At 72.8% G+C, this 24,843-nt stretch carries 19 protein-coding genes and 1 pseudogene; 11 read left to right on the forward strand and 9 right to left on the reverse strand.

Features of this window, described 5'->3' with window-relative positions; genetic code table 11:
- Window positions 1-75: 75 nt before the first annotated feature.
- From AB0R04_RS16485 to AB0R04_RS16500, 4 genes and pseudogenes are all read left to right on the forward strand, one after another.
- A complete protein-coding gene (locus AB0R04_RS16485) occupies window positions 76-225 on the forward strand; it encodes a hypothetical protein (protein WP_363371661.1) in 150 nt (49 codons plus the stop codon).
- Window positions 222-1,400 carry a methyltransferase domain-containing protein gene (locus AB0R04_RS16490; RefSeq protein ID WP_363371663.1) on the forward strand — a complete coding sequence of 393 codons (1,179 nt, stop codon included), beginning with the start codon at window positions 222-224 and terminating at the stop codon, window positions 1,398-1,400. The genes AB0R04_RS16485 and AB0R04_RS16490 overlap by 4 nt, the downstream gene beginning before the upstream one ends.
- A 160-nt stretch (window positions 1,401-1,560) precedes the next feature.
- Window positions 1,561-2,073: pseudogene (locus AB0R04_RS16495) on the forward strand (DUF4157 domain-containing protein); the annotation flags it as partial.
- 250 nt (window positions 2,074-2,323) lie between these two features.
- Window positions 2,324-2,794, forward strand: coding sequence for a hypothetical protein (locus AB0R04_RS16500; RefSeq protein WP_063348126.1), 471 nt, complete (start codon window positions 2,324-2,326; stop codon window positions 2,792-2,794).
- Window positions 2,795-2,817: 23 nt separating this feature from the next.
- Here AB0R04_RS16500 and AB0R04_RS16505 read toward each other — a convergent pair whose 3' ends face one another.
- Entirely contained in the window at window positions 2,818-4,308 is a 1,491-nt protein-coding gene (locus tag AB0R04_RS16505) for a BTAD domain-containing putative transcriptional regulator (protein WP_363371666.1), read from the reverse strand.
- A gap of 132 nt (window positions 4,309-4,440) precedes the next feature.
- On the opposite strand from AB0R04_RS16505, the gene AB0R04_RS16510 reads away from it, so the two are divergent.
- From AB0R04_RS16510 to AB0R04_RS16525, 4 genes are all read left to right on the forward strand, one after another.
- Entirely contained in the window at window positions 4,441-7,473 is a 3,033-nt protein-coding gene (locus tag AB0R04_RS16510) for a BTAD domain-containing putative transcriptional regulator (protein ID WP_363371668.1), read from the forward strand.
- A gap of 132 nt (window positions 7,474-7,605) precedes the next feature.
- Entirely contained in the window at window positions 7,606-8,505 is a 900-nt protein-coding gene (locus AB0R04_RS16515) for a CAP domain-containing protein (RefSeq protein ID WP_363371671.1), read from the forward strand.
- Window positions 8,506-8,559: 54 nt separating this feature from the next.
- A complete protein-coding gene (locus AB0R04_RS16520) occupies window positions 8,560-9,417 on the forward strand; it encodes a peptidoglycan-binding protein (protein ID WP_363371674.1) in 858 nt (285 codons plus the stop codon).
- Between the two features lie 50 nt (window positions 9,418-9,467).
- Complete coding sequence (locus tag AB0R04_RS16525; protein ID WP_363371677.1) at window positions 9,468-10,025, forward strand: RICIN domain-containing protein; 558 nt, start codon at window positions 9,468-9,470, stop codon at window positions 10,023-10,025.
- Window positions 10,026-10,364: 339 nt separating this feature from the next.
- Here AB0R04_RS16525 and AB0R04_RS16530 read toward each other — a convergent pair whose 3' ends face one another.
- Window positions 10,365-11,006 carry a TetR/AcrR family transcriptional regulator gene (locus AB0R04_RS16530; RefSeq protein WP_363371680.1) on the reverse strand — a complete coding sequence of 214 codons (642 nt, stop codon included), beginning with the start codon at window positions 11,004-11,006 and terminating at the stop codon, window positions 10,365-10,367.
- Between the two features lie 523 nt (window positions 11,007-11,529).
- Between AB0R04_RS16530 and AB0R04_RS16535 the strand changes: the two genes are divergently transcribed.
- The 3 genes from AB0R04_RS16535 (at window position 11,530) to AB0R04_RS16545 (ending at window position 14,098) form a co-directional block, all read left to right on the forward strand.
- Window positions 11,530-11,883: a DUF6542 domain-containing protein gene (locus AB0R04_RS16535; RefSeq protein WP_363371682.1), complete on the forward strand. Its 354-nt coding sequence runs from the start codon at window positions 11,530-11,532 to the stop codon at window positions 11,881-11,883.
- Entirely contained in the window at window positions 11,876-13,528 is a 1,653-nt protein-coding gene (locus AB0R04_RS16540) for an LCP family protein (RefSeq protein ID WP_363371685.1), read from the forward strand. Before AB0R04_RS16535 ends, AB0R04_RS16540 begins: the two co-directional genes overlap by 8 nt.
- A gap of 189 nt (window positions 13,529-13,717) precedes the next feature.
- Window positions 13,718-14,098 carry a VOC family protein gene (locus AB0R04_RS16545; protein WP_363371687.1) on the forward strand — a complete coding sequence of 127 codons (381 nt, stop codon included), beginning with the start codon at window positions 13,718-13,720 and terminating at the stop codon, window positions 14,096-14,098.
- A 119-nt stretch (window positions 14,099-14,217) separates the two neighbouring features.
- Here the strand turns inward: AB0R04_RS16545 and AB0R04_RS16550 are convergent, their stop codons facing one another.
- The 7 genes from AB0R04_RS16550 to nuoL all read right to left on the reverse strand — a co-directional run bounded on the left by AB0R04_RS16550 (window position 14,218) and on the right by nuoL (window position 24,840).
- Window positions 14,218-15,273: a 2-oxoacid:ferredoxin oxidoreductase subunit beta gene (locus AB0R04_RS16550; protein WP_363371689.1), complete on the reverse strand. Its 1,056-nt coding sequence runs from the start codon at window positions 15,271-15,273 to the stop codon at window positions 14,218-14,220.
- Entirely contained in the window at window positions 15,270-17,267 is a 1,998-nt protein-coding gene (locus AB0R04_RS16555) for a 2-oxoacid:acceptor oxidoreductase subunit alpha (protein ID WP_363371692.1), read from the reverse strand. Before AB0R04_RS16555 ends, AB0R04_RS16550 begins: the two co-directional genes overlap by 4 nt.
- 256 nt (window positions 17,268-17,523) lie before the next feature.
- A complete protein-coding gene (locus AB0R04_RS16560; RefSeq protein WP_063348138.1) occupies window positions 17,524-18,186 on the reverse strand; it encodes a response regulator transcription factor in 663 nt (220 codons plus the stop codon).
- A gap of 141 nt (window positions 18,187-18,327) precedes the next feature.
- A complete protein-coding gene (locus AB0R04_RS16565; protein ID WP_063351191.1) occupies window positions 18,328-19,338 on the reverse strand; it encodes a polyprenyl synthetase family protein in 1,011 nt (336 codons plus the stop codon).
- A 303-nt stretch (window positions 19,339-19,641) separates the two neighbouring features.
- On the reverse strand, window positions 19,642-21,264 hold the full coding sequence (gene nuoN / locus AB0R04_RS16570; protein WP_063351192.1) for an NADH-quinone oxidoreductase subunit NuoN: 1,623 nt from the start codon (window positions 21,262-21,264) through the stop codon (window positions 19,642-19,644).
- An 11-nt stretch (window positions 21,265-21,275) separates the two neighbouring features.
- Window positions 21,276-22,910 (reverse strand): NADH-quinone oxidoreductase subunit M, encoded by a 1,635-nt coding sequence (locus tag AB0R04_RS16575; protein ID WP_363371694.1) that lies wholly within the window; start codon window positions 22,908-22,910, stop codon window positions 21,276-21,278.
- 34 nt (window positions 22,911-22,944) lie between these two features.
- The gene (nuoL, locus tag AB0R04_RS16580; protein ID WP_363371697.1) at window positions 22,945-24,840 is read right to left on the reverse strand and encodes an NADH-quinone oxidoreductase subunit L; all 1,896 of its coding nucleotides are present in this window, start codon (window positions 24,838-24,840) and stop codon (window positions 22,945-22,947) included.
- Window positions 24,841-24,843: the final 3 nt, after the last annotated feature.

A 24,843-nucleotide genomic window follows, 5' to 3' on the forward strand; every position in this document is an offset into this window, starting at 1 on the left:
TGTTCCTAGCGTGTTGCCATCGGGTCCAGCAGCTCCGAGGGAGCGACCGACCCGACCGACAGAGAGGGGAAAACCATGGGCAAGCGCGGTGGCGGCTCGGGCGACGGCAAGGGCGGCGGGCAGCAGGACGACTCCAACAAGGGCGCCGGGCACGGCGGCGGCGGGTCCGACGAGGGCGGCAACACCTCGGACGGCCAGCGCCCGGCGGGCGGCGGCGGCAAGTGACCAGCGAAACGCACCAGGAGGCGGGTCCCCAGGGGCTCGCCTCCGCGCTGGTGGCCGGCGGGGCGCTCTCCTCGGACTGGTTGCCCTCCTTCAACGCGGTGCCCCGCGAGCTGTTCGTTCCGGACCGCATCTGGCCGGGGATCTCGGACGGCACCCGGCAGAACCCCGTGGTGTACCGGTCGCAGGACTCCGACGCATGGCGGAGGGCCGTCTACTCGGACATCCCGCTGACCACGCAGTGGGACGACGGAGACCACCGGGGCGACGGGCTCGGCACGACGCCGAGTTCGTCCAGCTCCATGCCGACCATGGTGTTCTCGATGCTCCAGGACCTCGACGTGCGCCCAGGAAACAGGGCCCTGGAGGTCGGAGCCGGCACCGGATGGAACGCGGGCCTGCTCGCCCACCGCCTGGGCAGCCACAACGTGGTGACCGTCGAGTACGACCCTGACGTCGCTCGCGGAGCCCGGGAGAACCTGCACCGGGCCGGGCTCGAACCGACCGTGGTCGAGGGCGACGGACGACACGGCTGGTCGGACGGCGCCCCCTACGACCGGATCATCGCCACCTGCTCCCTGCTGGAGATCCCTCCCGCGTGGCTGGAGCAGACGGCCCCCGGCGGAATCATCGTGGCGCCCTTCGGCACCGAGTACGGCGGCGAGCAGATCGTCCGTCTCACGGTCGACGCAGACGGGACGAGCGCGAGCGGCAGGTTCACCGGGGGCTCCGCGTTCATGCGGCTGCGCCAGCAGCGCACGGACCGGCCGCCCTTCGAGGACTACCTGCGCGGCCGGGAGTGGCCCGCCGACGGGGTGCGGAGCACCACCGGCCTGTCCCCCCGGGAAACGGGCGGGTGGTTCGAGCAGTTCGTCATCGGGTCCGGCGTACCCTCCGCGTTCTGGCGGACGGAGCGCTACGACAACGGCGCGTACACGCTCTGGCTCTACAGCCGCGACACCCTCTCCTGGGCCTCCGCCGACTACGAGCGGGACCGCACCGCGTACGAGGTCTACCAGTCCGGCCCCCGCAACCTCTGGGACGAGGTGGAGGCCGCCTACCGCTGGTGGGACGGCCACGGCCGCCCCAGCTTCGACCGTTTCGGCCTGACGGTCACGGCCGGCCGCCACACGGTGTGGCTGGACGACCCGAGCAACCCGGTGCCGGTCCGAGGCTGACGGCAGAAAAATCGAAAACCCCTGCCCTGCCCGCGCGTTGGGCCCGACCAGCGGGCGGGGCTGCCCTCGATGGGCAGCGTTGCTGCCCCCGCCAGCCCTACCGCTCCGGGCGTGGGCGGGGTATCCAGGACTCACCGGCCACCGACCCGAAGGGACGCCGATGAGGACCCGTGACAGTGACGACAAGGCGCACACCCCCTCGACCAGCTCTCCCACCTCCGCCCGGACACCAGCACCCGCGCTGCTCGGGCTCCAGGCGTCCGTCGGCAACGCCGCCGTCGTCCAACGACTCCAGCGGGCCGGCCAGGTACAGCGCTCCGCCACCGCCGTCCACGACGTGCTGCGCAGCGGCGGCCGCTCGCTCGACGGTGCCACCCGCGCCGACATGGAGTCCCGTCTGGGCGCCGACTTCTCGGACGTCCGGATCCACGACGACAGCGCCGCCCGGAGCTCCGCCGCCGAGATCGGCGCCCGCGCCTACACCTCCGGCAACCACGTCGTCATCGGCGACGGCGGCGGCGACCGGCACACCCTCGCCCACGAGCTGACCCACGTCCTCCAGCAGCGGCAGGGCCCCGTGGCGGGCTCCGACAACGGCTCCGGGCTGAGCGTCAGCGACCCGTCCGACCGTTTCGAGCGCGAGGCCGAGGCCAACGCCCGGCGGGTGCTGTCCGGCCCGGCCGCAGACCGCGCCGACCACACCAGCCACGCCGACCACACCGACCACACGGCCGCCCACGAGGACGAGGAACACGGAGGCTGAGCCGTCCCGCCCCCGCCGATCAACGGGATCGTTCATCGTTTGTCTACCGCCTTGCCCCATGGTCGTTTCCACGGGGCGCCCCGTACTTTCACGGGCGCGATATGGACGAAAGAGGTACCCGGGGATGAAGGCAGTGAAGGCAGTGAAGGCTGTGCGACGCATGGCCGTCGGGGTGGCGGCCGCGGCGCTGGCGCTGACGGGGACGATGCTGGGGGCCGGCACCGCGCAGGCGGCGTACGACCCGTCGACCCACACGCTCTGGAACGACGAGCCGCTCTACCCGGGCTGGCACGTCGACTCCGAGAACTCCCGGCTGATCATGCAGTCCGACGGCAACCTGGTCGTCTACCGCGGGTACAACACCCCGAACCCGCTGGCCGTGTGGGACTCCCGCACCAACGTGAACCACTGCGGGTACAAGGCGGTCATGCAGTCCGACGGCAACCTGGTCGTCTACTCCGCCTCCGGGGGTGTCTGCTGGTCCTCCGGCACGTACGGGCACCCGGGCGCCCGGCTGGTGGTGAAGAGGCTCGGCGGCGTCGCCATCTACTGGGGTGACGGCGAGGTCCCCATCGTCACCACGCCCACCAGCGACATCCGCATGTGGGCGATGTCCTCGGACCTCTACTAACCCCGCCCCGAACGGAGCGCCGCTCAGGCGCCCCGTTCGGCGAGCCAGCGGACCAGGTCGGCGACGGACCACTGCGGGCGGGCCGCGAGGCGCGCCGCCACCGACCGCAGGAGTACGGGCAGGTAGCCGCAGAGCTCGGCGACCTCGGCGGCCGGGCCCGGCTCCCGGCGGATCCGCTCGGCGCCGACGACCCGGGCCAGCAGCTCGTACGCGTCCTGCGGCTCCAGCGGGCCCACGGCCAGCCGGGCCGCGTCGGCGGGCAGGGCGCCCGGTTCGGCGCCGGCCACGACGGCCGCGCAGCCCGCCACCGCGGGCAGCAGCGGCGCCGGGTCGGTGACGCCGTCGAGCACGACGAGCACCCGCCGCCCGGCGAGCGCGGCCCGGTAGCGCGCGCCCAGTTCGCCGACACCGGCGTCCTCGACGGGCCGCTCCCCCAGGGCCCGCAGGAAGGCGGCCAGCACCGCGCCCGGCTCCGCCGTCTCGCCGGCCGCGTACAGCTGCCCGTCCGGGAAGGCGTCCTGGACGGTGTGCGCCAGGTGCACGGCGAGCGCGGAGGTGCCGCTGCCGGCCGGCCCGGACAGGCCGAGCACCGGCGAGGCCCCGACACCGGCACCGCTACCAGCACCGTCGACATCACCGACACCGGACCGCAGGATCCGCTCGGCCTCCCGCACCTGGGCCGCCCGCCCGACCAGGTCGGGGATGTCCGGCGGCAGTTGGCAGGGCCGGGCGGGCCGGCGCGGCGGTACGGGGGCGGACGGCGCCGCGAGCTCGGCGTCCCCTCCCCGGATCCGGGCGTGCAGGTCCGCGACCGCCGGTGCCGGTTCGAGCCCCAGCTCGCGGTCCAGCCGTTCGCGCAGGGCCTCGAAGGCGGCCAGTGCCTCGGCCGTCCGCCCGCAGCGGTGCAGGGCCAGCAGGTGGAGGCGCTGCACCTCCTCGTCGCGCGGGTGTGCGGCGGCGAGCGCGTCCAGCGCGGGGAGCGCCTCGGTGTGCCGGCCGAGCGCCAGGTCCAGGTCGTGCAGCACCTTGACGGCGGCGTGGTGCCCGGCGGCGAGCCGTTCGCGGGCGCGTTCGGCGAAACCGCCGGGCACGCCGTCCAGCGCGCGCCCCTCCCACAGCGCGAGCGCACCGGCGAGCAGCTCCCGGGCCCGCAGGGGGTCGTCGTAGCGCAGCGTGACGGCCTGGCTCACCCCGTCCTCGTAGCGGAACAGGTCGACGGCGGCCCGATCCACCTCCAGCCGGTAGCCACCGGCCGTGGCGACCAGCAGGCCGGGGGCCGCGAGGGCGCGGCGAAGCCGGTGCGCGTGGGTGCCGATCTGGCCGGCCGGAGCCTTGGGCCAACGGGCGTCATCCTCGCCCCACAAGCCCTCGACCAGCCGTTCAGTGGGCACGAGCTGGCCCGGGGCCAGCAGCAGGGCGGCCAGGACGGCCCGCTGCTGCGGCCGACCGAGGTCGATCTCGTGGCCGTCGCACCGGGCCCGCAGCGGCCCCAGCACACGGAATTCGAGCCCCATGCCCCCACCCCTCGAAGCCATGAGTTTCAAGTACACAATCCGTGACAGAGCATAGGTGACCGGATCAGGGGGCGCCGCCGTCCGTACGGAAGTGGCGTGATCCGGGCACCGGACGACATTCGGGGACGGGACATGGTTGACATCGGGGCGTCCGGGCTGCGGTTCGGACTGCTGGGGCCACTGCGCGCCTGGCACGGGGAGCGGGAGATCGAACTGGGCCGGCCGCAGCAGCGGGCCGTCCTGGCGGTGCTGCTGAGCGCCGCCGGACGGACGGTGGCGACGCCGGTGCTGGTGGAGGGGGTGTGGGGCGGGGCCGCGCCGGCCGACCCCCGCAAGGCCGTCCAGCTGGCCGTCTCCCGGCTGCGGTCGGCCTTCAAGCCGTACACCGGGCCGGATCCGCAGCGGATGCCGCTGGTGCGCGTCGGCGACGGCTACGCGCTGCGGGTGCCCGACGCGGAGGTGGACGCGGCCCGCTGGGAGGAACTGCTGGCCACCGCCGGACGGCTGCGCGACGAGCAGGCCCCGCCGCAGGAGGTCCGGGAGGTCCTGCTGGCCGCGCAGCGGCTGTGGGTCGGCGAACCGCTCGCCGGACTGCCCGGGCCGCACGCCGAGGCCGTCCGCTCCCGCCTCGCCGAACAGCGACTTCACGCCAAGGAGACGCGGCTGGAGCTGGACGCGGAGATCGGCGACCACACCGGCCTGACGGCCGAGGCCGCCGCCCTCGCCCTGGAACACCCCGAACGGCCCCGGCTGACCGCCGTCCTGATGCGCGCCCTCTACCAGGCGGGCCGCAAGGCCGAGGCACTCGCCGTGTACGAGGACGCCCGCCGCTGGCTGCCGTCCGCCGGGGACGGGCCCACCCGGCACGAGGACACCCGCCGGCCGCCGGCGGCCGCCGCCGCGCCGACGGCCGAGGACGGCCCCGCCGCACTGCACCTGCGGATCCTGCGCGAGGACCCGGCCCTGCTGCCCGCCCCCGCCGCCTCCGCCTCCGCCCGCGCCGAACCCGCCCCCACCTGGCAGCCGCCCGACCAACTACCCGACGGCCTGGCCGACTTCACCGGCCGCACGGAAGAGGTCGAGACCCTGGTGGACCGCCTCGCCGGGGCCGGCGGGCGAGCCGTCGTGGTCTCCGCCCTGGACGGCATGGGCGGGGTCGGCAAGACCACGCTCGCCGTGCACGTCGCCCGACAGGCCCACGGGCGCTTCCCCGACGGGCGGCTCTTCGCCGACCTGCGCGGCGCCGACCGTACCCCGCTGGACCCGGGCGCCGTGCTCGCCGGCTTCCTGCGCGCCCTCGGCGTGGCCGCCGCCGAGATCCCGCTCGACACCGGGGAACGCTCCGCCCTCTACCGCTCGGCGCTGGCCGGGCGGCGGGTCCTCGTCGTCCTCGACAACGCCGCCACCCTCGGCCAGGTCGAACCGCTGCTGCCCGGCTCGTCCGGCTGCGCCGTCCTGGTCACCAGCCGCGTCCGACTGGCCGGCCTCGCCGGGGCGCACCAGATGCGCCTGGACACCCTGCCGCCCGCCGAGGCACTGGAACTGCTGACCCGGATCATCGGCGCCGACCGCGTCGACGCCGAACCCGGGGCCGCCGAGGAGATCGTGCGGGCCTGCGGACTGCTGCCGCTCGCCGTGCGCATCGTCGCCTCCCGACTCGCCGCCGACCCCGCGCTCACCCTGGCCGCGCTCGCCGACGGGCTGCGCCGGGAACACCGACTGGCCGAACTCAGCGACGGCGAACGGACGGTGGAGGCCACCTTCGCCCTCTCCTACCACCGCCTCGACGTCGAACTCGCCCGCGCCTTCCGCCTGTTGTCCCTGCCCGACGCCCCGGACGTCCCGCTGCCCTGCGCGGCCGCGCTGCTCGGCCGCACCGAAACCGAGACCGACGAACTCCTCGAAGCGCTCGTCGACCTCAACCTGCTGCACTCCCCCCGCTTCGGCCGCTACGGCTTCCACGACCTGGTCCGCGACTACGCCCGCGGCCGGCTCGCCGCCGAGGAGCCCGCCACCGAACGCACCGCCGCCGCCGACCGGCTGGTCGACTACTGCCTGGCCACCGCCCGCAACGCCGACCGCGCCGCCCGCAAAGCCGACCCGGTCGAACTCAGCCTGCTCGACGCGCCCGTCCGCTCCCCCGGGAAGACGATCACGGACGGGCCAGCCGCCGTCCGCTGGATGCGCGAACAGGCCGGCGTGCACGCCGCCGCCATCGCCCTGAGCTGCGCCGACCCGGCGCTGCCGCTCGACCGGGCGGCCGAACTCGCCGACCGGATGGGCTCCGTACTCGCCGAACGCACCCAGACCAGCGACATCGCCGACCTCTCCGACCGCATCGCCCGCGAGGCCGCCGCCCGCGGCGACCACGGCCCGCTCGCCCTCGCCCGCTACGTGCGCGGCGGCATGCTCTGGCACATCAACCGCTACGCCGAGTCCGAACAGGACATCCACCAGGCCGTCGCGCTCTGCCAGGACGACGACGGCGGCAACCGGGGCAGCGGCGACGGCCCGAAGGCCCGCGTCCTCGCCAAGGCCCTGCTCACCCTCGGCGGCAACGCCCGCGTCCACGGCCGCTACGCCGACGCCGCCCGGCACGCCGGCCGCGCCGCCGACCTGTTCCGCCGCCTCGGCGCCGAACGCTCCGAGGGCAGCGCCCTCGGCGAGTTCGCGTTCAGCTGCGCCCAGACCGGCCGACTGGCCGAGGCCCGGGACGCCGCCGAGCGCGGCGCCCGCCTGATGAGCGGCTCCGGCCCGGTGTCCGCCGCCACCGGCCGCTACTACCTGGCCCGGGTCCTGCGGCTGTGCGGCGACCCGGAGGCGGCCCTCGCCCACGCGGTCGGCGCCCGCGACGAGTTCGCCGCCCTCCAGGTGACGGTGTTCGCGGCGGCGGCGGGCGACCTCGCCGCCCGGATCCACGCCGAGGCCGAACGCTGGCTGCTCGCCGCCGACGCCGCCGAGGCGGCGCTGCCGCTCGCCCGCCGCACCAGCGCCGCCCTGGAGGCCGCACTGCTGCGCACCCTGGGCACCGCGCTCACCGGCCTCGGCCGCCCCCGCCAGGCCCGCGCCTGCCTGGCGGACGCGCTGGAGGTGTACGAGCGGCTCGGGCTCGCCAAGGACGCCGAGCAGACCAGGGCCCTGCTGGACGGCCTGCCGCAGCCCTAAAGCGTGTCCCCGACGGCCGCCCACCCCTTGTTGATCACTTGTCTACCGCGGTCCGCGATCTTCTCTCTCGTCAGGTCGCGGACCGCACCAGTGCGGAGCCGGGGCCACTCCCATCGAAGATAGGCGCCACTCATGCCCACGCTCCCGCAGAACGGCCAGACCTGGACCCTCAAGTCCGCGAACGGAACGGTCGCCGACGTGCGCTCCAGCCAGAGCAGCCCGGGCACCCCGGTCCAGTCCTGGGGCCCCAACGGCACCACCGCCCAGGGCTGGGTCTTCTGGGCCAAGGACGGCGGCAGCTGGCTCCTGGAGACCCAGCTCACCACCGGCAAGCACGCCCCCGGCCAGGCCGTCGTCATCGACTACAACTACTCCACCGGCCAGACCTGGCTGTTCAACGAGCACGGGCAGCCCAACCAGCGCTGGGTGCTGGACGTCATCGACAACGACTGGTTCCGGATCCGGACCGCCCGCTGCGACGAGGGCCAGCTGTTCCTCACCGCGGCCGCCCCCGGCGCCCCGCTCACCCTCACCAAGCAGGACGACAACAACCCGGCGCAGCGCTGGCAGCTCATCCCGGCCGGCGGCCAGAACGGCGGCGCCGGCGGCCAGCAGCAGCCGCAGCCCCAGCCGCAGCCGCAGCCCGGCGGCGACTTCCGCACCGAGATGCTGGCCTCCGTCAACACCGAGCGCGGCCGGGCCGGCCTCCAGCCGCTGCGGCTCGACGACCGTCTGAGCGCCGCCGCCCAGCGGCACGCCAACGACATGGCGTCCCACGACCTCACCCAGCACGACGGCACCGACGGCAGCAACCCGTGGGACCGCATCCACGCCGCCGGCTTCCAGTTCCGGTCCGCCGCCGAGAACGTCACCCCGGGCAACAGCGTGGCGGAGGCCATGCAGATGTGGATGAACAGCCCGCACCACCGCGACAACATCCTGGGCCGCGACTTCACCTCCATCGGCATCGGCTACACCCCCCGCCAGCGCGGCAACTGGGGCCGCTACGTCCAGACCTTCGCCCAGGCCTGACCTCCCCGTCCCCCCAGCAGCCACAGCAGCCACAGCAAGCAAGGAGCCACCCTCATGTCCTCGAACGCGGCGGACCTGATCCGCATCGCCCGAGACGAGGTCGGATACCAGGAGGGCCGCAGCGGCTCGCACTGGAACAACATCCAGAAGTACTCCCCGGCCGTCCCCGGCCTGGAGTGGTCCCAGGGCGAGGCCTGGTGCGCGACCTTCGTCGCCTGGTGCGCCCAGCAGTCCGGCAACGCCGGGCTGTTCCCGGTGACGGCCTCCTGCGCCGAGGGCGTCGCCTGGTTCAGGGACCGCGACCGCTTCACCGACTACCCGGTGATCGGCGGCCAGGTGTTCTACGGCCCCGGCGGCGGCAGCCACACCGGCATCTGCGTCGCCTACACCAGCTCCACCATCACCACCGTCGAGGGCAACACCAACGACGGCGGCAGCTCCGAGGGCGACGGCGTCTACCTCAAGACCCGTGACCGCAAGTCGAGCTGGGTGTACGGGTACGGCGTCCCGGACTTCGCCGACGGCGTCATCCTCGCCGACCCGCAGTGGCGGGACCGCCAGGGGGCGGTCTACTTCGGGCAGGAGGCCTCCGCCGACGACCAGCCGAACGGCGGCGCCCGGCCCCAGGCCGACAGCGGCGGGGACGGAGGCGGGGGCGAGGGCGGCTACGAGCCCTTCCCCGGCGCCGACCTCTTCCAGGACGGCCAGAAGAGCGACGTCATCACCCGGATGGGAGAGCGCCTGGTCGCCGAGGGCTGCTCCGCCTACGCCGAGGGCCCCGGCCCCGAGTGGTCCGGGGCGGACCTCGAATCCTTCCGCAACTGGCAGCACAAGCTGGGCGACTCCGGCAGCGACGCCGACGGAATCCCCGGCCCCAAGCAGTGGGACGCCCTCCAGGTCCCGCGCGGCTGACACCGCACCTCCAGCACACCCGGATCCACCACACCCAGAAGGAGAACCCGATGAAACCCGTCACCCGTACCCGCAGGTTCCTCGCCGGGCTCGGTGCCGTCGCGGCCGTCGCGGGGGCGGCCGTGGTCACCGCCCCGGCCGCGCACGCCGCCGGCTGCGAGCTGCCGCCGAACCTGCAGACCGTCACCTCCGTCTACAACGGCGCCACCGGCGCCCTCGACCTGCCGGCCAACACGGAGGTCAACGGCCAGCGGATCGGCGTCTACCAGGGCAACCAGAGCGCCGCGCAGACCTGGTCGTTCTGGGGCTACTGCGACGGCACCACCGCCATCTCGCACGGCTCGGCCGGCAAGGTCGTCGACCTCGACACCGGCTCGGGCGCCGTCCAGCTCTGGGACACCCCCGGCGGCTGGGACGGCCTCAACCGCCCGGCCGGCGACTGGCTGCCGGCCAACCAGAAGTGGATCCGCACCGACGAGGACCGCGGCTGGTACCTGATCCGCAACGCCGCCACCGGCCAGTGCCTCAAGTCCAACGGCGTCGCCCAGCTCACCTCGGTGACGTCCTGCAACGGCAACGACCCGGCCCAGCGCTGGAAGATCGGCTGACGGCTCGCCGAGAGGGGTCCGACGGTTCCCGCCGGGGGCGCGAACCGTCGGACCCGCCCCGTCCCCGGTCCGTTCGCCGGCCTCGGCGAGCGGACCGGTCCGCGCCCACCACCCTCCTCCCGAGCCACCCCTGGGCCGGCGGAGGGGTTCGTGGGCGAGCCGGTCCTCGACCTGCTCGCCCACGAGTGGGCCCCGTGACGCGCCGCCGAACCCCTCCCCGGCGGCGTGTCACGGTCAGGCGTCCACCGTCACCGTGCCGCAGGCGTCTCACGCTCCGGCGCCCGCCGTCACCGCGCCACCGGCACCCACGCCGTCACCGCGCCACCGGCACCCGCGCCGTCACCGCACCGCGGGCACCCGGTGGATCCGCAGGAAGGCGTCGACACCGAGCGCCGCGATCCGGGCGAGCTCCTCGTCCGCCACCGGCAGGGCGCCCCAGAACGAGCGCTCGGCGACGCCGTGGAAGGTCAGCAGCGTGAACTGCTCGGCGGTCTGCGGGGCGTCGTCGACGGCCAGCAGGCCTCGGTCCGCGATCGCCTCGAACCGCTGCGCGAGGTCGCGCTGCGAGGCGATCGGGCCGGCCTCCAGCCACGCTTCCAGGACGTCGGCCGGGATGTTGGCGACCTCGGCGCGGATGGCCCGGCCGAGCGCGCCGCGGTCCCCGGCCGAGAGGACGGCCCGGGCCCGTTCGACCGCGAAGTCGGTGAGGTCCTGGCGCAGGTCCACCACCCGGTCGAGGTGCCTGTCCATCAACTCGCGGATGGACTCGGTCAGTTCGGCCGAGTTCTGGAGTGCGACGGAGAGGAAGAGGGTCTCCTTGTCGGCGAAGTGGTTGTAGACCGTGCGCTTGGACACCCCGGCCTCCGCCGCGATCGCGTCCATGCTGGCCCGGACATAGCCCTCGCGCCCGAACACCGCCGTCGCGGCCCGCGTGATCGCCTTGCGCTTCTCCGGCCGTCCCGCTCCGCCCGTCGCCGCCACGGCGTCACTCCTCATCTACCGGGGCTCTCGAAAACTGCCCGGTGTAGTGTCTCCCGAGCCCGCCTGAGCCGGGTTGCCATCGAACAAGGGTGCTCTATGCTGCCTACAACCTCTACACCCGTGTAGAGGGAATTCAACAGCACGCCTGCCCCCGACCGGAAAACGGAAGCCGAGCGCGGGAACCGGCCGGCCGAACAGCAGCGTCCAGAAGTGGCAGCGCACAACGGCTCATCACACGAGGACCGGGCGCAGGCGCCACAGGGGCGCAGAGCACGGGAACACCGGGGGTGAGTGCGTGGCGGGGCGGCGAGGACGGACGTCCAACCAAGAGGCACGCGGGCGAACGCCAGGCCAGGAGACGCAGGCGCGGCCGACCGACCAGCGGACGGCAGACCGGGGGCCGACCGACCAGCGGACGACCGGCCAGCGGACACCGGAGCGCACCTCCGACCAGGGAACCCGCCGGCGGGCGAACAAGGCCCCCGCCCGCCCCCGCCCCTTCCCCGGCGGAGCGGCCCTGCCCGTGGCCCTGGCCGTGGGGCTGCCGGCGGCAGGCGCCGGGATCGACGAGCTCTCCGGCCCCGGCATGGGGACGGCCTTCCTGGTGGGCGCCGTGCTCGGCACCGGCCTGGCGGCCGCACTCAGCAGCCGCAACGGCTGGTGGTGGGTCCTCGCCGCCTCCCCGCTGCTGGTCCTGGGGGTGACGGCCGGCGCGGAACTGCTGGCCAACGGCGACGCCTACCGGGGCAAGAACCTGGCCACCGGCTCCGCGAAGTGGGTGGTCCACGACTTTCCCGTGATGGCCGCGGCCGTCGCAACGGCCGCCCTGGTGATCGTGGTCCGGCTGGTCCGGGACCGGAGGAGGGACCATGGCTGAGAACCCGCAGACCCGGGACGGCGGCCGCACCGCCGCACCCCCGACCCGCCGCACCTCCCCCCTGCTGATCGCGGGCCGGACGCTGGCCTGCTCGGTCGCCCTGGCGGTGTTCGCCGCCAGCGGGGTGGTCTGGTACGAGGTGACGTCCCTCACCGACGGGATGACCACCTCCAACGCCATCGCCGAGACCAAGAAGAACGCGCCCAAGCACCTCGACAACTCGGTCAACATCCTGCTGATCGGCCTCGACAGCCGCAAGAACATGGACGGGACGGACCTGCCGCCGGAGTTCGTCCAGGACGAACTGCACGCCGGCCACAGCTCCGACATCGGCGGCTACAACACCAACTCCCTGATCCTGCTGCACATCCCCGCCGGCGGCGGCAAAGCACAGGCCGTCTCCATCCCCCGTGACGACTACGTCATGACCTACACCGGGGACGGCAAGCAGGCTGGCATGCGCAAGATCAAGGAGGCCTACGGCGAGGCCAAGGAGAAGGCCACCCCGGCCCTCCAGGCGAAGGGGCTCAAGGGCGCGGACCTGGAGAAGGCCGGCCGCGACGCCGGCCGCGCGGCCACCATCCAGACCGTACAGAAGTTCCTCGACCAGCCCGTCGACCACATAGCCGAGGTCAACCTGATGGGCTTCTACGACATCGCCAAGGCCGTCGAACCGATCGAGGTCTGCCTCACCCACGACACCAAGGACCCGGCCATGGAAGGCCAGGGCTCCGGCGCCGACTTCCACAAGGGCATCAACAAGCTCAACGCCTCCCAGGCGCTCTCCTTCGTCCGCCAGCGCCACAACCTGGACGGCCCGGACGGCAACAGCGGCGACTTCGCCCGCACCCACCGCCAGCAGGCCTTCATCTCCTCCGTCGTGCACAAGCTCAAGCAGGACGGCGTCATCAGCGACCTCGGCAAGCTGCAGCAGCTGTTCGGCGTGGTGCAGAAGGACCTGGTCATCGACAACGAGTGGAACGTCCTCGACTTCGCCCAGCAGGCCCCCAACCTCACCGGCGGCAACGTCGAGTTCAACACCCTGACCTTCGACGGCTTCGGCACCCGCAACGGCCAGGACGTCAACCTCGTCACCCCCGCGAAGCTCCAGAAGGTCGTCAAGCAGATCTTCGGCTACGCCGACTCCGCCCCGGCCGCCCCCGACGCGGCGGGCGACGCGCCCACCCCGGCGGCCTCCTCCGCGCCGGCCACGACCGCGCCGCCCACCACCAAGGCCGCCGCCCCCACCACCGTGGACGTCTTCAACGCCTCCACGGCCGCCGGGGTCTCCTCCACCGCCGAGTCCAAGGCGCTGGTCGCGATGGGCTTCAAGGCGGGCAGGACCGGCAGCGCCGCCGCGAAGCCCAAGACCACCACCGTGGCCTACGGCAAGGGCGCCAAGGAGGCGGCCGACCAGATCGCCGCCCGCTACGGCGTCACCGCCACGGAGTCCGCGTCGGCCCCCGCCGACCGGGTGGTCGTCACCCTCGGCACCGGCTTCACCGGCGCGACCGACGACAAGACCGGCGCCGCAGCGCCGGGCGGCGGCGCGACCGGCTCCCCGTCCGACCCGGCGGCCAACCTGCCCGTGCAGGGCCCGTCGGTCGACGCCCAGAGCGACGGCGGCATCCCCTGCGTCTTCTGACACCCCGCACCTGACGCACCGCACCGAGCCGTAGGGAGGCTCCCACCCGGGAGCCTCCCTACGGCTTTTCCCCGCGCCTTCCCCCGTGTCCGGACCCAGAACGCACACCTCTCGCGCAATTCTCCGTACTATGTATAGTGTACTGCGTACGGGATAATCGCGTGCTCGCGCCGACGAGAGGGCTCCGCCATGCAGATCACCACCACCACCCTCGCCCTGACCGTCGAGAACGTCACCACCTCCGCCGCCTTCCTCCAGCGGCACTTCGGCTACAGCGAGGAGATGTCGGCCGACGGCTTCGTCTCGCTCCAGCACCCCGGCGGCGGGGTCAACGTCGTCTGCCTGCGGCGCGGCCTGGAGGTGCTGCCCGAAGGTCAACGCGACCGGACCGCGTCCGGCGTCATCCTGGCGTTCGTCGTCGAGGACCTCGTCGGCGAGGAGCGGCGACTGCGCGGCGAAGGGGTCGAGATCACCCTGCCGCTGCGCGAGGAGCCGTGGGGCGAGAAGCTGTTCCAGGTCACCGACCCGAACGGGGTCGTGATCGAACTGGTCGAGTGGGCCAAGCAGTAACCACGCGCCCGAGCAGTGACCGCGTGCCCGAACGAACGACGGCGCCCCCTCGGCCGATGGACGAGGGGGCGCCGCGGTGACCGGACCAGACCGGACCAGGCCGGACCGGACCGGACCGGTCAGTCCACCGTCCAGGTGTCGCCGCCCGCCAGCAGCGCGGCCAGGTCGCCCGGCCCGCGATCGGCCTGCGCGGCCGCCAACTGCCCCGCCATCAGCTCGTCGTAGACAGGCCGCCGCACATCGCGCAGGACACCGATCGGGGTGTGGTGCAGGGTGTCGGCGTCGGCGATCCGGGACAGCGCGAAGGCCGCCGTCGGGTTGGCCGCGTGCGCGTCGTGGACCAGCACCCGCGCCTCGTTGTCCGCCGTCACCGGGGCGGTGAACAGCTCGCCGTCCGGGCCGCGGAACACGCCGCCGGCCAGGTCCGCGCCGAAGCGGATCGGCTGCCCGTGCTCCAGCCGGATCAGCGCCTCGTCCCGGGTGCCGGGCTGCTTCAAGGCCTCGAACGCGCCGTCGTTGAAGATGTTGCAGTTCTGGTAGATCTCCACCAGCGCGGTGCCCTCGTGCGCGGCCGCCGCCCGCAGCACCGACTGCAGGTGCTGGCGGTCCGAGTCGATCGTCCGGGCGACGAAGGACGCCTCGGCGCCGATCGCCAGCGAGAGCGGGTTGAACGGCGCGTCCAGCGAGCCCATCGGCGTCGACTTGGTGATCTTGCCCAGCTCGCTGGTCGGCGAGTACTGGCCCTTGGTCAGGCCGTAGATCCGGTTGTTGAACAGCAGGATCTTCAGATTGACGTTGCGCCGCAGCGCGTGGATCAGGTGGTTGCCGCCGATGGACAGCGCGTCGCCGTCCCCGGTCACCACCCACACGCTCAGGTCCTGCCGCGCGGACGCCAGCCCGGTCGCGATCGCCGGCGCGCGCCCGTGGATCGAGTGCACCCCGTAGGTGTTCATGTAGTACGGGAAGCGCGAGGAACAGCCGATCCCGGAGACGAACACGGTGTTCTCGCGCTTGATGCCGAGCTCCGGCATGAAGCCCTGCACCGCCGCCAGGACGGCGTAGTCCCCGCAGCCGGGGCACCAGCGCACCTCCTGGTCGGTCTTGAAGTCCCGTGCGCTCTGCGACCCTTCGGCCTTGGGCACCAGGCGCAGGGAGGGGAAGCCGTTCTCGCTCATCGGTGGTCCTCCTCGTCCAGGGTGCCGATCGCCGCCGACAGCACGTCCGCCAACTGTGCCGCCTTGAACGGCAGTCCACGCACCTGGTTGTAGGACTCCGCGTCCACCAGGTACTTCGCCCGCAGCAGCAGCGCGAGCTGGCCGAGGTTCATCTCCGGCACGACGACCTTCTCGTAACTCCTGAGCACCGCGCCCAGGTTGGCCGGGAAGGGGTTCAGGTGGCGCAGGTGCGCCTGGGCGACCTCCCCGCCGTCCGCCCGCACCCGCCGCACGGCCGCGGTGATCGGCCCGTACGTCGAACCCCAGCCGAGCACCAGCACCCGCGCCTCGCCGCTCGGGTCGTCGACCTCCACGTCGGGGACGGCGATCCCGTCGATCTTCGCCTGCCGGGTGCGGACCATGAAGTCGTGGTTCGCCGGGTCGTAGGAGATGTTCCCCGTCCCGTCCTGCTTCTCGATCCCGCCGATCCGGTGCTCCAGCCCCGGTGTGCCGGGCAGCGCCCACGGCCTGGCCAGGGTCTTCGGATCCCGCAGGTAGGGCCAGAACGAGCCGTCCTCGCGGTTCGGACCGGTCGCGAAGTCCGGGCTGATCAGCGGGAGTTCGTCCACCTCCGGGATCCGCCACGGCTCCGAGCCGTTCGCCAGGTAGCCGTCCGAGAGCAGGAACACCGGCGTCCGGTACGTCACCGCGATCCGCGCCGCCTCCAGCGCCGCGTCGAAGCACTCGGCCGGCGTCGCCGGGGCGACGATCGGCACCGGCGCCTCGCCGTTGCGCCCGAACATCGCCTGCAGCAGGTCCGCCTGCTCCGTCTTGGTCGGCAGGCCGGTGGAGGGGCCGCCGCGCTGGATGTCCACGACCAGCAGCGGCAGTTCCAGCGACACCGCCAGGCCGATCGTCTCGCTCTTCAGCGCCACCCCGGGGCCCGAGGTCGTCGTCACGCCGAGCGCGCCGCCGAAGGACGCGCCGAGCGCGGCGCCGATCCCGGCGATCTCGTCCTCGGCCTGGAAGGTGCGGACCCCGAAGTTCTTGTGCCGGCTCAGCTCGTGCAGGATGTCCGAGGCCGGCGTGATCGGGTACGAGCCCAGGTACAGCGGCAGCCCGGAGCGCTGCGCGGCGGCGATCAGGCCGTAGGAGAGCGCCAGGTTCCCCGAGATGTTGCGGTAGCGCCCGGCCGGGAGCTTGGCCGGCGGCACCTCGTAGGAGACCGCGAAGGTCTCCGTGGTCTCGCCGAAGTTCCAACCCGCCTTGAACGCGCTGATGTTCGCCTCGGCGATCTGCGGCTTCTTCGCGAACTTGCTGCGCAGGAAGGTCTCCGTCCCGCGGGTGGGGCGGTGGTACATCCAGGACAGCATCCCCAGCGCGAACATGTTCTTGGCCCGCTCGGCGTCCTTGCGCGCCAGCCCGCTGTCCTTCAACGCCTCCAGGGTCAGCGTCGTCAGCGGCACCTTGTGCAGGTGGTAGCCCTCCAGCGAGCCGTCGGCCAGCGGATCCGCCGCGTAACCGACCTTCGCCAGCGCGCGCTTGGTGAACTCGTCCGTGTTGACGATGATCTGCGCGCCGCGCGGCAGGTCCTCCAGGTTCGCCTTCAGCGCCGCCGGGTTCATCGCCACCAGCACGTTCGGCGCGTCGCCCGGGGTGAGGATGTCGTGGTCCGCGAAGTGCAGTTGGAAGCTCGACACGCCCGGCAGCGTCCCGGCGGGCGCCCGGATCTCGGCCGGGAAGTTCGGCAGCGTGGAGAGGTCGTTGCCGAACGACGCCGTCTCCGAGGTGAACCGGTCACCGGTGAGCTGCATGCCGTCACCCGAGTCGCCGGCGAAACGGATGATCACCCGGTCGAGTCGGCGGATCGGCTTGCTGTGCCTCGGCGGCGAACCTCCCGGGGCCGTTGGATCGGCGGGCACGGCCGCACCAGGGCGTCCGTCACCACTCCCGGAACGACCACCGTCGCCGTCCGAGCCGTCCACTGCCTCTGACTGATCGACCTGACTGGTCACTGCCGCGGACCTCCTCGAGGGCACACCACCGCGGGCGCGGCCCCGTGCCCCGTCCGCTTGGTGCACCTCCCGCATCCTATGCGCGGGCACTTGATCCCGGACGGAACTCCCACGTGCGGCGGGAAAACACCGGCCCGCGCCCGAACCGCACACGGGGTACAACGTCCGACCGCCGGAGATCATTCCGCGTCCGACGGCCGCTCCCCCGGCCCCTGCCCCCGCTCCCCGCCCCCGAGCTGCCCGGCCGCCGGGACGGCTACGAGTTGAGGTAGGTGAGCACCGCCAGCACCCGGCGATGGTCCTCCGGGCTCTGCGCCAGGCCCAGCTTCAGGAAGATGTTGCTGACGTGCTTCTCCACCGCACCGTCCGAGACCACCAGCTGCTTGGCCACCGCGCTGTTGGTGCGGCCCTCCGCCATCAGCCCGAGCACCTCCCGCTCGCGCGGGGTGAGGTTGGCCAGCACATCGCCCTTGCGGCTGCGGCTGAGGAGTTGCTGCACCACCTCCGGGTCCAGCGCGGTGCCGCCGTCGGCGACCCGGACCACCGCGTCCGCGAACTCGCGCACCTCCGCGACCCGGTCCTTCAGCAGGTAGCCGACGCCCCGGGTCGAACCCGCCAGCAGCTCGGAGGCGTACCGCTCCTCCACGAACTGCGACAGCACCAGCACGTTCAGCTCCGGGTAGCGGCCGCGCAGCTCGACGCAGGCGCGCAGGCCCTCGTCGGTGTGGCTCGGCGGCATCCGCACGTCGGAGACCACGACGTCCGGCAGCTGCCCGGCCGCGGCCAGGTCGTGGATGGTCTTCACCAGCGCGGCACCGTCCCCGACACCCGCCACGACCTCCAGGCCCCGGTCGGTGAGCAGCCGGGTCAGGCCCTCCCGCAGCAGTACGGAGTCCTCGGCTATGACGACACGGCGCATGGTGACCTTCCCGGCAGGGCTGAGCTGACAGAGGCCAGTCTCCCCCATCCGGGCAAACACCCGACCCGCCGTCCGCGGATCCGCCGGCCGGGGGCGGCCGCCCGCCGCGCCCCGGTCACACGGTCCGGTCACGCGGTCCGGTCACATGGTCCGGATCGCCACCGCGTCGCAGAGCCCCTCCAGGGCCGCCTTCGCCGCGCAGTCCGGCAGCGGGGCGAGCAGCGCCCGGGCGTCCTCGGCCTGGCGCAGCGTCTCCCGGCGGGCGCGCTCCAGCGCGGGGTGGCGGCGCAGCAGCCGCAGCGCCTCGGCGTGCAACTCGTCGTCGGCGAGGTCCAGGGTGAGCAGTTCGCGCAGCCGGGTGTCGGCCGGGTCGGCGGGGTCGGCCGGCATCTGCTCCAGCAGCAGGGTCGGCAGGGTCGGCACGCCCTCGCGCAGGTCGGTGCCGGGGGTCTTGCCGGACTCCTGGCCGTCGCTGGCGATGTCCAGCACGTCGTCGGCCAGCTGGAAGGCGATGCCGATCCGCTCGCCGAACTCGCTGAGGGTGTCCACCATCCACGACTCGGCGCCGGCCATCAGTGCTCCTATCCGGCAGGAGACCGCGATCAGCGAACCGGTCTTGCCGGCCAGCACGTCGAGGTAGTGCAGCAGCGGGTCGCCGTCCGGGCCGGGGCCGCGGGTCTCCAGGATCTGGCCGGTGACCAGCCGCTCGAAGGCGTCGGCCTGCATCCGCACCGCCTCGGGGCCGAGGTCGGCGAGCACCTGGGAGGCGCGGGAGAACAGGAAGTCGCCGGTGAGGATGGCCACCGAGTTGTCCCAGCGGGAGTTGGCGCTGGGGGCGCCGCGGCGCACCGGGGCCTCGTCCATGACGTCGTCGTGGTACAGGGTCGCCAGGTGGGTGAGCTCGACGACGACGGCGGCCGGCACCACCCCGGGCGCCCCCGGGTCGCCGAACTGCGCCGCCAGCAGCAGCAGCAGCGGGCGGAAGCGCTTGCCGCCGGCCTCGATGAGGTGACTGGCGGTGATGGTGATGAACGGGACGTCGCTCTTGACGGCCTCGGCGAGAGCCGTCTCCACCGCGTCCAGTCCGGCCTGAACGTCCCGGGTCAGGTCGCGGTCCTGCACGCTGAGCCCGAAGGGTCCCACGACGGTCACGAAGACCACTCCTCTGTCCCTGGTCGATCTAGCGGCCTGGTCCCTGAGTGCCGCCGCTGGCCATACAGGCAGGGTATCCGGTCACGAGTGGATCACTGCACGGGCGTGCGGATCCTGTCATGATCGGGCCGGATGCCCTGGTCAGGGCGGCTGTGGGGGCAGTACTGCGGTGGGGGCGAATTCAGCTGGAAAACACGGGCCGGAGCCCCTGTGCCGGCGGGCCGGCGGCAAACACGCGTCCGGACCGCGCGCCGAGGGCGCGGCCCGGACGGGCCCGGGGCGGCGGCGCCGCCCCGGCGGCGGTCAGCGGACGAACAGCGCGGCCTTCGACGCCAGGTCCAGGAAGTACTGCGGCAGCAGGCCGAGACCCAGCGTGACCAGCACCCCCACCCCGATCGCGGTCGCCGTGAAGGCGCTCGGGATCGCCACCGTCGGGCCGCCCGGCTTCGGGTCGGAGAAGAACATCAGCACGATGACCCGGATGTAGAAGAACGCGGCCACCGCCGAGCTCAGCACACCCACGATCACCAGCGGCGTCGCCCCGCCAGCCGCCGCCGCCTGGAACACCGCGAACTTCCCGGTGAACCCGGAGGTCAGCGGGATCCCGGCGAAGGCCAGCAGGAACAGCGCGAACACCGCCGCCACCAGCGGCGAGCGCCGGCCCAGCCCGGCCCAGCTGGACAGGTGGGTCGCCTCGCCCTTGGAGTCGCGCACCAGGGTGACCACGGCGAACGCGCCGAGCGTCACGAAGGAGTACGACAGCAGGTAGAACAGCACCGAGGACAGGCCCTGCTTGTTGGTGGCGATCACGCCCGTGAGGATGAACCCGGCGTGCGCGATCGAGGAGTACGCCAACAGCCGCTTGACGTCCTGCTGGGTGACCGCCAGCACCGCGCCCACCACCATGGTGAGGATCGCCACCCCCCACAGCACCGGCCGCCAGTCCAGCCGCAGGCCCGGGAAGGCCACGTAGAACAGCCGCAGGAACGCCCCGAAGGCCGCGACCTTCGTCGCCGCCGCCATGAAACCGGTCACCGGGGTCGGCGCGCCCTGGTACACGTCCGGGGTCCAGGAGTGGAACGGCACCGCGCCGACCTTGAACAGCAGGCCGACCGCGAGCATCGCCAGGCCGATCAGCAGCAGCGCGTCACTCTGGGTGCTGCTCAGCTGCGCCGGGGTGGTCATCGCCTTGCCGGAGATCACGTCCGAGATGTCGCCGAGCTTCACGCTGCCCGCGTAGCCGTACAGCAGCGCGGTGCCGAACAGGAAGAACGCCGAGGCGAAGGCGCCCAGCAGGAAGTACTTGACGGCCGCCTCCTGGGAGAGCAGCCGGCGGCGCCGGGCCAGCGCGCAGAGCAGGTACAGCGGGAGGGAGAAGACCTCCAGCGCCACGAACATCGTCAGCAGGTCGTTGGCCGCGGGGAACAGCAGCATCCCGCCGACCGCGAACATGGTGAGCGGGAAGACCTCGCTGGTGGCGAAGCCGGCCCGGACCGCGGCCCGCTCCTGCTCGCCGCCGGGGGTGGCGGCGGCCTGGGCCGCGAAGGCGTCGGCGGGCAGGCCGCCCGCCTTGGGCTCCAGCTTCCGTTCGGCGTAGGTGAGCACCGCGACGACGGCGACCAGCAGGATCACGCCTTGCAGGAACAGCGCCGGGCCGTCCAGCGCGACCGACTCCATGGCCAGCAGGTCGACCCGGGTGGAGCCGAAGCCCTGGGAGGCCAGCACCACCACGGCGACGAAGGAGCCGATCAGCCCGGCCAGGGCGAGCGACACCTGCGTCCAGTGCCGGTACCGGCGGGGCACGAAGGCCTCCACCAGGATGCCGGCCACGGCGGCGCCGAACACCACCAGCATCGGGGAGAGCTGGCCGTACTCCAGGTGCGGCGCCGGGATGCTGGCGGTGTTGCCGCCGGCGGCGGCGAGCATGCCGGTGGTGCTCACTTCTGCTCACCTCCTGAGGTGGCGGCGACCGGGTGGGCCGGCGCCGGGTCGGTCTCGTGGACCTGCGAGAGCGTCGCGTTCACCGAGGGGTTGACCAGGTCGGTGAGCGGCTTGGGGTAGACGCCGAGCAGGATGGTCAGCGCCACCAGCGGGGCGACCACGGCCAGTTCGCGGACCTTGAGGTCGGGCATCCCGCCGACGCCGGCCTTCACCGGGCCGGTCATGGTGCGCTGGTACAGCAGCAGGGCGTACAGCGCGGCCAGCACGATGCCGAAGGTCGCCACGATGCCGATCGCCGGGTAGCGGGTGAACGTGCCCACCAGCACCAGGAACTCACTGACGAACGGGGCCAGCCCGGGCAGCGACAGGGTCGCCAGACCGCCGACCAGGAACGTCCCGGCGAGCACCGGCGCGACCTTCTGCACCCCACCGTAGTCGGCGATCAGCCGCGAGCCGCGGCGGGAGATCAGGAAGCCCGCCACCAGCATCCACGCGGCGGTGGAGATGCCGTGGTTGACCATGTAGAGGGTGGCGCCGCTCTGGCCCTGGCTGGTCAGCGCGAAGATGCCCATGATGATGAAGCCGAAGTGCGAGATCGACGCGTAGGCGACCAGCCGCTTGATGTCCTTCTGGCCGACCGCCAGCAGCGCGCCGTAGATGATCCCGATCACCGACAGGACCAGGATCACCGGGGCGAAGGTCTTCGAGGCGTGCGGGAACAGCCCGAGGCAGAAACGCAGCATCGCGAAGGTGCCGACCTTGTCCACCACGGCGGTGATCAGCACGGCGGTGCCGGCGGTGGCCTCGCCCATCGCGTTCGGCAGCCAGGTGTGCAGCGGCCACAGCGGGGCCTTCACCGCGAAGGCGAAGAAGAAGCCCAGGAACAGCGCCTTCTCGGCGGTGCCGGACAGCTGCAGCTTGCCGTCGGCGATCGCCGAGGTGAGGGTCTGGAGGTCGAAGGTGCCGAAGCCCTGGTCCTGCGCGATCACGTACAGGCCGATCACGGCGGCCAGCATCACCAGGCCGCCGAGCAGGTTGTAGAGCAGGAACTTCACGGCCGCGTACGAGCGCTGGCGCGCCGCGTCGGGGCCGCCGGCCCGGTCCCCGAAGCCGCCGATCAGGAAGTACATCGGGATCAGCATGGCTTCGAAGAACACGTAGAAGAGGAAGACGTCGGTGGCGTAGAAGGAGACGACCACCATCGCCTCCACCGCCAGGATCAGGGCGAAGAAGGCCTGGGTGCGGCGCCTGCCCTCAAAGGTGTCGGGGGCGAAGGTGCCGTCGGGGCCGGCCGGCCCCGGGTCGGCGTCGTGCCAGGAGGCCAGCATCACCACCGGCACCAGGACGGCGGTGAGCAGGGCGAGGACGGCGCCGATGCCGTCCACGCCGAGCGAGAAGGTGATGCCGAAGGAGCGGATCCAGCTGTACGACTCGGTCAGCTGGTAGCGGTCGCCGTGCGGGTCGAAGCGGGTCGCCACCACGGCGGCCAGCACCAGGGTGACGACCGAGACGCCCAGGGCGACGGCCTTGGTGGTCGAGCGGCGGCGCTCGGTCGACCCGGCGGGCAGCGCGGCGGTCAGCACCGCGCCGGCCGCCGGGACGGCGCAGGAGGCGGTCAACAACGCGCTCATGGCCGCACCCCCCACATGGAATCTGCGCGAGTCATCAGACGGACCTCATCAGGAGAGTCGTGGCGACCAGCACCAGCGTGCCGCCGAACATGGAGAGCGCGTACGAGCGGACGAAGCCGTTCTGGACCCGCCGCAGCCGACTGGACACGCCGCCGATGGTGGCAGCCAGGCCGTTGACGAAGCCGTCCAGGCCGCGGCTGTCGAAGTAGACCAGCGTCGCGGTGAGCGCCGAGCCCGGGCGGACCAGGACGGCGTGGTTGAAGTCGTCCTGGAGCAGGTCGCGGCGGGCGGCCCGGGTGAGCGGGGAGCCGACCGGCGCCACCACGGGGACGGCGGAGCGCCCGTACATCAGGTACGAGACGAGGACGCCGGCCAGCATGCAGGCCGTGGTGAGCACGGTGACCACCAGCGGGGCGAGCGGCGAGTTGCCCTCGGAGTGTCCGGTGACGGGCTCCAGCCAGGTCAGGAACGAGTCGTTGAAGGCGAACAGCCCGCCCGCGAAGACCGAGCCGAAGGCCAGCAGGATCATCGGGATGGTCATGGTCTTCGGGGACTCGTGCGGGTGCGGGGCGTTGCCCTCGGCGTCCGGCTGCCAGCGCTTCTCGCCGAAGAAGGTCAGCAGCATCACCCGGGTCATGTAGAACGCGGTGACGGCGGCGCCGGTCAGCGCGCACAGGCCGAGGATCCAGCCCTCGGTGCCGCCCTTGGCGAAGGCCGCCTCGATGATCTTGTCCTTGGAGAAGAAGCCGGACAGGCCGGGGAAGCCGATGATCGCCAGGTAGCCGAGGCCGAAGGTGACGAAGGTGACCGGCATGTACTTGCGCAGGCCGCCGTAGTGACGCATGTTCACCTCGTCGTTCATGCCGTGCATGACCGACCCGGCGCCGAGGAACAGCCCGGCCTTGAAGAAGCCGTGCGTCACCAGGTGCATGATCGCGAAGGCGTAGCCGATCGGGCCGAGCCCGGCCGCCAGCACCATGTAGCCGATCTGCGACATCGTCGACCCGGCCAGCGCCTTCTTGATGTCGTCCTTCGCGCAACCGACGATCGCACCGAACAGCAGCGTGACCGCGCCGACCACCACCACGGCGGTCTGCGCGTCCGGCGCCAGGTCGAAGATCGCCGACGAGCGGGTGATCAGGTAGACGCCGGCGGTCACCATGGTGGCCGCGTGGATCAGCGCCGACACCGGGGTCGGGCCCTCCATCGCGTCGCCCAGCCAGGACTGCAGCGGCACCTGCGCCGACTTGCCGCAGGCCGCCAGCAGCAGCATCAGGCCGATCGCCGTCAGCTTGCCCTCGCTCGCCTGCGCCGCCCCGCCGAAGACCGGCTCAAAGGCGAAGGAGCCGAACTCGGTGAACATCAGCATGATCGCGATCGACAGGCCCAGGTCACCGACCCGGTTGACGATGAACGCCTTCTTCGCCGCCGTCGCCGCGCTCGGCTTGTGCTGCCAGAAACCGATCAGCAGGTACGAGGCGAGGCCCACGCCCTCCCAACCGAAGTACAGCAGCAGGTAGTTGTCGGCGACCACCAGCAGCAGCATGGCGGCCAGGAACAGGTTCAGGTACGCGAAGAAGCGGCGCCGGCGCTCGTCGTGCGCCATGTAGCCCACCGAGTACAGGTGGATCAGCGTGCCGACGCCGGTGATCAGCAGGACGAAGGTCATCGACAACTGGTCGAGCCGGAACGACATGTCGGCCTGGAACCCGTTCACCGGGATCCAGCTGAACAGGTACTGGGTGACGGCCCGGTGCTCGGCCTCGCGGCCCAGCATGTCCCAGAACAGCGCCAGGCCGAAGCCGAACGAGAGCGCCGCGAGGGCGGTGGCCAGCCAGTGGCCGAAGCGGTCCAGCGCGCGGCCGCCGAGCAGGAGCAGGGCGGCGCCGGCCAGCGGGGCCGCCACCAGCAGCGGAATGAGAGAGTTCACCGA

The sequence above is a fragment of the Kitasatospora sp. NPDC056731 genome, assembly GCF_040687675.1.
Taxonomy (GTDB): Bacteria; Actinomycetota; Actinomycetes; order Streptomycetales; family Streptomycetaceae; genus Kitasatospora.